Annotated in this window: 11 protein-coding genes; 5 read left to right on the top strand and 6 right to left on the bottom strand. The window is 60.1% G+C overall.

What is annotated here, in order from left to right; genetic code table 11:
• Positions 1 to 284: 284 nt before the first annotated feature.
• Positions 285 to 785 carry a hypothetical protein gene (locus QO231_RS23600; RefSeq protein WP_316782170.1) on the bottom strand — a complete coding sequence of 167 codons (501 nt, stop codon included), beginning with the start codon at positions 783 to 785 and terminating at the stop codon, positions 285 to 287.
• A gap of 131 nt (positions 786 to 916) precedes the next feature.
• Between QO231_RS23600 and QO231_RS23595 the strand changes: the two genes are divergently transcribed.
• On the top strand, positions 917 to 1,327 hold the full coding sequence (locus QO231_RS23595) for a SufE family protein (protein ID WP_316782169.1): 411 nt from the start codon (positions 917 to 919) through the stop codon (positions 1,325 to 1,327).
• A gap of 4 nt (positions 1,328 to 1,331) precedes the next feature.
• Here QO231_RS23595 and QO231_RS23590 read toward each other — a convergent pair whose 3' ends face one another.
• The 3 genes from QO231_RS23590 to QO231_RS23580 form a co-directional block, all read right to left on the bottom strand.
• On the bottom strand, positions 1,332 to 1,892 hold the full coding sequence (locus QO231_RS23590; RefSeq protein ID WP_394356697.1) for a hypothetical protein: 561 nt from the start codon (positions 1,890 to 1,892) through the stop codon (positions 1,332 to 1,334).
• Between the two features lie 64 nt (positions 1,893 to 1,956).
• Positions 1,957 to 2,601, bottom strand: coding sequence for a DUF1638 domain-containing protein (locus QO231_RS23585; protein WP_316782168.1), 645 nt, complete (start codon positions 2,599 to 2,601; stop codon positions 1,957 to 1,959).
• A 64-nt stretch (positions 2,602 to 2,665) separates the two neighbouring features.
• A complete protein-coding gene (locus QO231_RS23580) occupies positions 2,666 to 3,364 on the bottom strand; it encodes a corrinoid protein (RefSeq protein ID WP_316782167.1) in 699 nt (232 codons plus the stop codon).
• Between the two features lie 206 nt (positions 3,365 to 3,570).
• Here QO231_RS23580 and QO231_RS23575 point away from each other — a divergent pair, with 206 nt between their 5' ends.
• Positions 3,571 to 4,650: a PA0069 family radical SAM protein gene (locus tag QO231_RS23575; RefSeq protein ID WP_316782165.1), complete on the top strand. Its 1,080-nt coding sequence runs from the start codon at positions 3,571 to 3,573 to the stop codon at positions 4,648 to 4,650.
• A 74-nt stretch (positions 4,651 to 4,724) separates the two neighbouring features.
• On the opposite strand, the gene bmt is transcribed toward QO231_RS23575, so the two are convergent.
• Positions 4,725 to 5,738, bottom strand: coding sequence for a betaine--homocysteine S-methyltransferase (gene bmt, locus QO231_RS23570; protein ID WP_316782163.1), 1,014 nt, complete (start codon positions 5,736 to 5,738; stop codon positions 4,725 to 4,727).
• 282 nt (positions 5,739 to 6,020) lie between these two features.
• Positions 6,021 to 6,338: a DUF1476 domain-containing protein gene (locus tag QO231_RS23565; RefSeq protein WP_316782161.1), complete on the bottom strand. Its 318-nt coding sequence runs from the start codon at positions 6,336 to 6,338 to the stop codon at positions 6,021 to 6,023.
• 160 nt (positions 6,339 to 6,498) lie between these two features.
• Here QO231_RS23565 and purC point away from each other — a divergent pair, with 160 nt between their 5' ends.
• Genes purC through purQ form a run of 3 tightly spaced genes read left to right on the top strand, consistent with a single transcriptional unit; the run spans position 6,499 to position 8,207 of the window.
• Positions 6,499 to 7,260, top strand: a complete 762-nt coding sequence (gene purC / locus QO231_RS23560) for a phosphoribosylaminoimidazolesuccinocarboxamide synthase (RefSeq protein WP_316782159.1) — start codon at positions 6,499 to 6,501, stop codon at positions 7,258 to 7,260.
• 48 nt (positions 7,261 to 7,308) lie between these two features.
• Positions 7,309 to 7,539 (top strand): phosphoribosylformylglycinamidine synthase subunit PurS, encoded by a 231-nt coding sequence (purS, locus tag QO231_RS23555; RefSeq protein ID WP_316782157.1) that lies wholly within the window; start codon positions 7,309 to 7,311, stop codon positions 7,537 to 7,539.
• Positions 7,539 to 8,207 carry a phosphoribosylformylglycinamidine synthase subunit PurQ gene (gene purQ, locus QO231_RS23550; RefSeq protein WP_316782155.1) on the top strand — a complete coding sequence of 223 codons (669 nt, stop codon included), beginning with the start codon at positions 7,539 to 7,541 and terminating at the stop codon, positions 8,205 to 8,207. The genes purS and purQ overlap by 1 nt, the downstream gene beginning before the upstream one ends.
• Positions 8,208 to 8,216: the final 9 nt, after the last annotated feature.

Raw genomic sequence — 8,216 nt, 5'->3', positions numbered from 1 at the left:
GCAACCGTCGATGCCCGCTAACTGAGACTTCGACACCCAGACCTTTGAGAAACTCTCTCGTAGTCTCCATTGAGAAACTCACCTCCTGTCATCCAACAGGCCTTGAACCTCAAATCACACCAAACTCAGGAAGGTGGGCTTCAGACACCGCATACTTTAATATTCTGCAAAGTCACCAATGTTATCAATTTTTGGTTGATGCTGATCAAGGCGTTCACGACATTGCGATGCGGGATTTGTGATTTGATCGCCGGACATGGCCGTATCAAATCTCGGGGCGCAGATCAGCGCCGACGCGACTGCATCGAGTTCTGGGCACCTGTCACGATCACCTGCTTGATGCCGGCCAGCTCCTGACGGGTGACCGATATCGCATCGGTCACCTTTCGCGACTGTTCCGGCCCGATAGCCGTGTTGTAGACTGGATAGGCCACTCGGAAATCCAGACGAAGAATGCCGTCCTCTGGCGTCAAGGTGCCGCCGGGAGGAGTCAGCACAGCGGCGTAGGCACCCTGTCGGCTGGCGATGCCCTCGGCCAGGATAATCGCCCCGGTGGGAGTCCGGTCTATCTGCAGCTTAGAGATCTTTGCGATCAGGACCGACGTATCAACCGCCTCGGGGCGGCGGAACAGACCCGGACGTTCGGCTGGAATCAGCGGGTTTGTCGCTTCTATTGGTGTCAGATCCCCCCGAGGCGGGGCGTCGCGGCCGCCAAACCAGCTGCGCCACCCGCAACCGGACAGGATCAGGCTGGCTGCCAGTAGGACTGTGAGGGTCTTTGTCATAGGATGCGCCGTTTGTGTTGTCTCGCATCGGGTTACCGCATCGGAGGGCCGATGAAAAGGTGCAACGCGGGGGTGGACAGATCGGGAGGCGCGGCATACCTCGGATGCAAGCAGACCTGAGGACACAAGAGATGGCCAGCCCCGCCTTTGAAGATATTGTCGAGGATTTCGAATTTCTGGAGGATTGGGAAGACCGATATCGCTATGTGATCGAACAGGGCAAGGCCATGGAACCCTTGCCGGATGCTTTGAAGGTGCCGGCGACCAAGGTCGATGGATGTGCCAGCCAGGTCTGGCTGCACCCGGTCATTGAAGGTGGAATTTTTCGGTTTGATGGCGAGAGCGACGCGATGATCGTGCGCGGATTGATCGCGGTCCTGCGGGCGCTCTACAACGATCTGCCGGTGGCCGAGGTGCCAGCAATTGATGCACGGGCCGAATTGGCGCGGCTGGGATTGAACGATCACCTGTCCGCGCAACGGTCCAACGGGCTGCGCGCCATGATCGAGCGGATTCGCATGGTTGCTGCAGCGCAGGTCTGACCCATTATTCGCGAACAGGCGTGAGTCGGTATTTCTCGGCCAACACCTCTTGCTGCGGATGCCAGTCATAGCGTTTGTCTTCCTTGATCTTTGACCAGAACAAGCGGCCGCCGTTGCGCCACGGGTCCAGCACGATTCCGCTCTGCATCGGCTGTCCCCGGGCGGTGATCAAAGCGGTGGAATGGTCGATGCGCAGCGGGTTGTCTGCGTTGGAGATGGCCCGGCGAATATCGAGCGTCCTGAAATTCTCGGCCAAGAGCCGTTTTTCCATGTCCTCGGCCCAATGCCAGCAGAGCCCGCGCGGTTTGAGCCCCATGTTGACCTTGGTGTTGTGCACCAAGGGCGGATCGGTGATTTCGTAAGATATCGCGAGGTCGCGGGCGTGCGCATAGGAAATCTGCGCCGCACGTCTCGCTTCGTCGGGATCGATGTCCGGATCGAGCGCAACGATGGCGCGGGCGAGGGCGGGGGTGTCATCGGGCGACGCCGTGGTCGTGGCAGAGCAGGCGATCAACACCAAGAACAGCAGAGCCGGGCAGAGTTTTGTGAAATGTCTCCAGAGCACCTGCCGCCGTCCGCGTTGTTTGGGCCGATTCCATCGCTAGCGCGCGAACCAAGGATTGTCGAGCCTAGCGGTCGGCCCAGGATTTCAGCGTGGTTTCCAGATCGCCATAGCCGGTGGCGCGGAACTCATAGGCAAGCCCCAGGCGTTTGGCGCAGTCTTCTGCCTTGGCGCGCAGGGCAGGGTCGTCAGTCTGCGCCTGATAGACCAGTTTGGTATAGTTGCCAAAGATCATGTCGCGCAGTTCCGGATGCCGGTGGAGCCCCATGGGTTTCCACACAAAGGCGTCGAACTGGCGGACCAGAAAATCGGTCAGGTAGAAGGCGCTGATCTCGTCTTCGGCGCGGGCCATGAATGCCGTGTTGCCTTCGAAGAAGGAATAGCAGTGAGGCCCCTTGACCATCTGTACGCCAAGTTCGTCACATCTTGTCTGAAGCTGCCCGCCAGTGCCGCAGTCGGCATAGACGACATAGATTTCGTGATAATTCTTGCGATGCTTCGCGACCGTCTCGGTCACGGCCTCGGTGATCTTGTCCGGGTAGAGGTGCAGTTTTGCGGGAAGGCAGGTCAGGTCGAGATGATCCCAGCGGTTCTGCGTCTTGAGATCGAGTATCTCGCGCGCCAGCGCCCCGCATGCAATCAGCAGGATGCGCCCGGTGCCGGTTGCGGGCAGGCCGCTGTCGGTCAGGGTGCTGTCGCTGATCTGGTCCATCTTTGGTCCTGACGAAAAAGGCCCGCCATAGAGGCGGGCCGGTGTGCCTGGCAAGGCGGCCCGCTCAGGCGCTGAGCCGGTTGTGTTTGCGACCCATCCAGTCCTTGGCGGTTTCCACCGCAACGGCCGCGTCGCGGCAATAGGCGTCGGCGCCAATCGCCTTGCTGAACTCCTCGTTCAGGGGTGCACCGCCGACCAGAACGATGTAGTCTTCGCGCTTGCCCTGTTCGATGAGCGTGTCGATCACGACCTTCATGTAGGGCATGGTGGTGGTCAGAAGCGCGGACATGCCCAGAATGTCGGCGTCTTCGCGGTCCAGCGCTTCGAGATAGTTTTCGACCGGGTTGTTGATCCCCAGATCGACGATTTCAAACCCGGCGCCTTCCATCATCATGCCGACGAGGTTCTTGCCGATGTCGTGGATGTCGCCCTTGACCGTACCAATGACCATCTTGCCAACGCGCGGCGCTCCGGTTTCGGCCAGCAACGGCTTGAGAATCGCCATGCCGCCCTTCATCGCGTTCGCGGCGAGCAGCACTTCGGGGACGAACAGGATACCGTCGCGGAAATCGGCGCCCACGATGGTCATGCCACCAACAAGGGCTTCGGTCAGAATCTTGTAGGGTTCCCATTTGCGTTCAAGCAGGATGTTGACCCCTTCTTCGATCTCTTCACGGAGACCGTCGTAGAGATCGTCAAACATCTGTTGAACAAGTTCCTCGTCGTCCAATTCCGACAGGATGATGTCTTCTTCTTCCGACATACGCACATTTCCTTGCTGGAGGGGACGCACCCCATGACCCGATGTGTTCGTTATTGCCATTTGGTCGCAGTGGCACTCGATTGATTGCGACATTGGTGGCGCTGCAACCGACTTTTACCGTCGAATCCGACGGATTGATAATGAAGTTTACACATGGAGATCATGGGGATCTTGCGAATGTTCTTCTAATGTTCTAAATCTGTCGTATGGGTGAAACGATTGGCAAAGGGCTGCTGCAGCGACGCGGGCGTGGTGCGCTCGGCAATGCCAGCGGGCGCTATGATCTGGCGCGCGAAGATGTGCATGACGGTTGGGACAGCGGGGATGAACCGCAGGTGCTGCGCACCGAGGTTACAACGGAATCACCGCGCCGGATCATCAGTTGGAACAGGTCGCCCGATCTGCCGTTTGACCGCTCGATCAATCCCTATCGCGGATGCGAGCATGGTTGTGTGTATTGCTTTGCGCGCCCCACGCATGCCTATCTGGGGCTGTCGCCGGGGCTGGATTTCGAAACCCGGTTGGTGGCCAAGCCGGACGCGGCAAAGGTGCTGGAGCGCGAATTGCGGGCGAAACGCTATCGGGTCGCGCCGATTGCCATAGGCACCAATACCGATCCCTACCAGCCGATCGAGCGGGACCATGGCATCATGCGCGCCTGTCTGGAGGTTCTGGCGGCGTTTCGCCATCCCGTGGCGATTGTTACCAAGGGCGCGCTGATCGAGCGCGATATCGACATTCTGGCCCCGATGGCGGCGCAAGGACTGGCGCGTGTCGGCATATCGCTGACCACGCTGGATGCCGGGCTGAGCCGACGGATGGAGCCGCGTGCGCCGGCGCCAGGCCGCAGGTTGCAGACCATTGCACGGCTGACAGGGGCCGGCATCCCGGTACGGGTCATGACTTCGCCGATCGTGCCGGGACTGACCGACCACGAAGTCGAGTCGCTGCTCGAGGCGGGCCGGGATGCGGGCGCCGACGCGGCGAGCTGGATCATGCTGCGCTTGCCGATGGAAGTGTCGGGGCTCTGGCAGGACTGGCTGGCCGCTTACGAGCCGGGACGCGCCGAGAAGATCATGGCCCGGCTGCGCGAAATGCACGGCGGCAAGTCCTATGAAGCCCGATGGGGTCGGCGGATGCGGGGCGAAGGCACTTATGCGCAGATGGTGGCGCAGCGGTTCGCTGCCGCGGCACGGCGATTGGGTCTGGATAGGCAAACGGCCCCCTTGCGGTGCGATCTGTTTCGGATACCCAGGCAGGCAGGCGATCAATTGTCGCTGTTCTGAGACAGGATGGCAAACGGCGTGGAGAGAGTGATGACGACAGACAACAGCATGTGGGGCGGCGGCCCACCAAATTCTTAAGCGCGGCGGCGGCCGCGACGAACGCGAGGTTTGGGCGTGTCATCACCGGTCCCATCTCCGGCCGAGGAGAATGCCCCCAGTGCGGCCGTGATCTGATCAAGCGTCGGCGCGTCGCCACGCGGGCGGGTATCAAGCGCGTCGCGCATGTGGCGCAGGTGATCGGGCATGGTGCCACAGCAGCCGCCGATGATCTTTGCGCCGCAATCGCGCGCCATCACGGCATAATCGCCCATCAATTCGGGCGTACCGTCATAGTGGATGTGCCCGTCCACGTATTTGGGAATGCCGGCATTGCCCTTTGCAATCACCGGACGTTCGGTTCCTTGCGAGGCAAAGCCAAGCACGGTGCGCAGCAGATCGGATGCGCCGGTGCCGCAGTTTGCGCCAAACCCCAGCGGTGCGTTTTCAAGGCCATCGACCATAGCCACCATGTCCGCAGAGGTCATACCCATCATGGTGCGACCAGCGGTGTCAAAGCTCATCGTGCCGCACCAGGGCATGCCGGCCAGTGCAAAGGCTTCGGCGGCGGCGCGGTATTCTTCGGGGGCGGAAATGGTCTCGAGCCACAGGACGTCAGCGCCACCTTCTTTCAAACCATCGGCCTGTTCATGGAACATCTCGACTGCAAGTGCGTGTGACAGCGTGCCGACAGGCTCCATGATTTCACCTGTGGGGCCGACCGATCCCGCAACGATCACGGGGCGGCCCGCAGTGTCGGCCACTTCGCGCCCAAGCTCGGCACCGACGCGAGACAGTTCGCGCACCCGGTTCTGGGCGTTGTGCAGCTTGAGCCGGGCCGAGGTGCCTCCAAATGTGTTGGTCAGAAACAAGTCGCTGCCCGCATCGACTGCCCCCTTGTAGAGCGCGATGATCTTCCTGGGCTCGTCTACATTCCACAGTTCCGGTGCTTCTCCCGACATCAGTCCCATGTTGAACAGGTTGGTGCCGGTCGCACCATCGGCAAGAAGGACGTCGTGGCTGTTGAGCATGGATTGCAGGGAATTGGTCATTGGGGGAGCTATCCTGTTTCTTAGGTCACGTTCCGGCGGGCGCAGGTAGGGCGTTGCCTGCCTGTCGCACGAAAGGGGCATTTCAGGCAAACCGGAAATTCTCATTTAGATTATGAGTTGAAGAGCCATCCGGGTCGGGCCAGAACAATTCTGGCCCGACGCAATAGAACTCAAGCGTGCAGGGCATCTCCCGCGCACTCGGCCACGGTCTTGCGCCGTTCATCACCGCGTTGACCGCGTTTTGTGACGGCCCCGAGTACAAGAGCCGGTCAGCTAAGTGCCTTACTTGATCTCTTTCATGATCTGGCCTTTGGCGACCAGCATCATTTCATCCATCTTGGCCCGGATGGTATCGGCATCGGCTTTGCTGCCAAGATCGGCAACCAGCTTGCGCACGACATCTTCGTGGCCGGCTTCTTCAAAGTCGGCGATCACCACGGTCTTGGCATAGGCATCAGCATCAGCACCGGACTTGCCCAGAAGCTCTGCGGCCCAAAGACCGGTCAGCTTGTTTCGGCGTGCCTCTGCCTTGAACTGCATTTCCTCGTCATGGGCGAACTTGTTTTCAAACGCGCTTTCGCGCTCATCGAATGTAGACATGGGCGGACCCCTCCGGTTTCAGCTTTCCACATTGATATGCCGCTGCAAGCGCTGAGGTGCAAGGGGCGGTGCGCCGCTTGCGACACTGCGGCCCTTGCACTATAGCGGCGCTCAAGGGTCCGATATTGAGTCCGGGCCGGACAACCCCGAAAGGCTGCTTATGGCGCGTCGCAAGAAAATCTACGAGGGCAAGGCCAAGATTCTGTATGAAGGCCCCGAACCCGGTACCATCGTTCAGTATTTCAAGGACGATGCCACAGCGTTCAATGCCCAGAAGAAGGACGTCATCGAAGGCAAGGGGGTTCTGAACAACCGTCTCAGCGAGTTCTTCATGACCGGGTTGAACACCATCGGAGTCCCGACTCACTTTATCCGGCGTCTGAACATGCGTGAACAGTTGGTCCGCAACTGCGAAATCGTGCCGCTTGAAATCATCGTGCGCAATTTTTCGGCTGGTTCGATGTCGACCCGCCTGGGCATCGAGGAAGGCACCCAGTTGCCGCGTCCGATTGTCGAATATTGCTACAAGGATGACGATCTGGGTGATCCGCTCGTCACCGAGGAACATATCGCCGCCTTCGGCTGGGCCAGCCAGCAGGACATGGACGATATCCTGAGCCTGGCGCTGCGGGTGAATGATTTCCTCTCCGGCGTCATGCTGGCGGTCGGTATCCGGCTGGTGGATTTCAAGATCGAGATCGGCCGGGTCTATGACGGCGATTTCCAGCGTCTGATCATCGCGGACGAAATCAGCCCCGACAGCTGCCGTTTGTGGGATATCGAAACCGGTCAAAAGCTCGACAAGGATGTGTTCCGCCGCGATCTGGGCAGCCTGACGGATGCCTATTCCGAAGTGGCGCGGCGTTTGGGCGTGATGCCAAAGAATTCCGGCCCGATCACCAAGCCGACGCTGATCAACTGAGACACAAGCGCGGATCACCTCCGCCCACAAGGTACAAAGGATGACATCATGAAGGCACGCGTGCATGTGATGCTGAAAAACGGAGTACTGGACCCGCAGGGCGAGGCCGTGCGCCACGCCTTGGGTGCCATGGGGTTTGACGGGGTCGCAGGCGTGCGGCAGGGCAAGGTGATCGAGCTTGACCTGGAGGACGGGACAAGCGAAGCCGACGTGACGGCCATGTGCGAAAAGCTGCTCGCGAACACGGTCATCGAATCCTACACGGTAGAGATGTCCTGATGCGCGCCGCGGTTGTCGTTTTTCCCGGCTCGAATTGCGATCGAGACCTGGCCGTGGCCTTTCGCAATGCGGGCGCGGATGTGACGATGGTCTGGCACAAGGACACGTCGCTGCCCGAGGGCATCGACATTGTCGGCGTTCCCGGCGGGTTTTCCTATGGCGACTATCTGCGGTGCGGAGCCATCGCCGCGCAATCTCCGATTTGCCGCGAAGTCAAGACGCATGCGGATCGTGGTGGCTATGTGATCGGCGTTTGCAATGGCTTTCAGGTCCTGACCGAAACCGGTATCTTGCCTGGTGCCCTGTTGCGCAATGCGGGGTTGAAGTACATCTGCAAAACGGTTGATCTTAAAGTGGAAACCAGCAACAGCGCCTTTACCGAGGCATATAACGCCGGTGAGGTGATCGGTATCCCGATCGCGCATCATGACGGCAACTATTTTGCTGACGAGGCGACGCGCGCGATGCTGCGCGATGGCGACCGGATCGCCTTTACCTATGGCGACAATCCAAATGGGTCCATTGATGACATTGCGGGCATCCTTTCCGCGAACCGCCGGGTGCTGGGCATGATGCCGCATCCCGAGCGGGCCGCAGATGCAGGGCATGGCGGCACCGATGGGCTGGCGATGTTTCGCGGGCTAACCGGCGCAATGACGTCGGTATGACTTGAGCCA

It is taken from the genome of Sedimentitalea todarodis, from assembly GCF_032595355.1.
In the GTDB taxonomy this organism is placed as follows: domain Bacteria; phylum Pseudomonadota; class Alphaproteobacteria; order Rhodobacterales; family Rhodobacteraceae; genus Sedimentitalea; species Sedimentitalea todarodis.
The sequence above is the reverse complement of the archived record's forward strand: the minus strand, read 5'-3'. Positions and strand labels throughout refer to the sequence as shown.

Bases quoted from the DNA above. Each gene is read 5' to 3' on its own strand.
- QO231_RS23600 (WP_316782170.1), bottom strand. From the start codon at position 785: ATGACAAAGACCCTCACAGTCCTACTGGCAGCCAGCCTGATCCTGTCC.
- QO231_RS23595 (WP_316782169.1), top strand. From the start codon at position 917: ATGGCCAGCCCCGCCTTTGAAGATATTGTCGAGGATTTCGAATTTCTG.
- QO231_RS23585 (WP_316782168.1), bottom strand. From the start codon at position 2,601: ATGGACCAGATCAGCGACAGCACCCTGACCGACAGCGGCCTGCCCGCA.
- QO231_RS23580 (WP_316782167.1), bottom strand. From the start codon at position 3,364: ATGTCGGAAGAAGAAGACATCATCCTGTCGGAATTGGACGACGAGGAA.
- QO231_RS23575 (WP_316782165.1), top strand. From the start codon at position 3,571: ATGGGTGAAACGATTGGCAAAGGGCTGCTGCAGCGACGCGGGCGTGGT.
- bmt (WP_316782163.1), bottom strand. From the start codon at position 5,738: ATGACCAATTCCCTGCAATCCATGCTCAACAGCCACGACGTCCTTCTT.
- QO231_RS23565 (WP_316782161.1), bottom strand. From the start codon at position 6,338: ATGTCTACATTCGATGAGCGCGAAAGCGCGTTTGAAAACAAGTTCGCC.
- purC (WP_316782159.1), top strand. From the start codon at position 6,499: ATGGCGCGTCGCAAGAAAATCTACGAGGGCAAGGCCAAGATTCTGTAT.
- purS (WP_316782157.1), top strand. From the start codon at position 7,309: ATGAAGGCACGCGTGCATGTGATGCTGAAAAACGGAGTACTGGACCCG.
- purQ (WP_316782155.1), top strand. From the start codon at position 7,539: ATGCGCGCCGCGGTTGTCGTTTTTCCCGGCTCGAATTGCGATCGAGAC.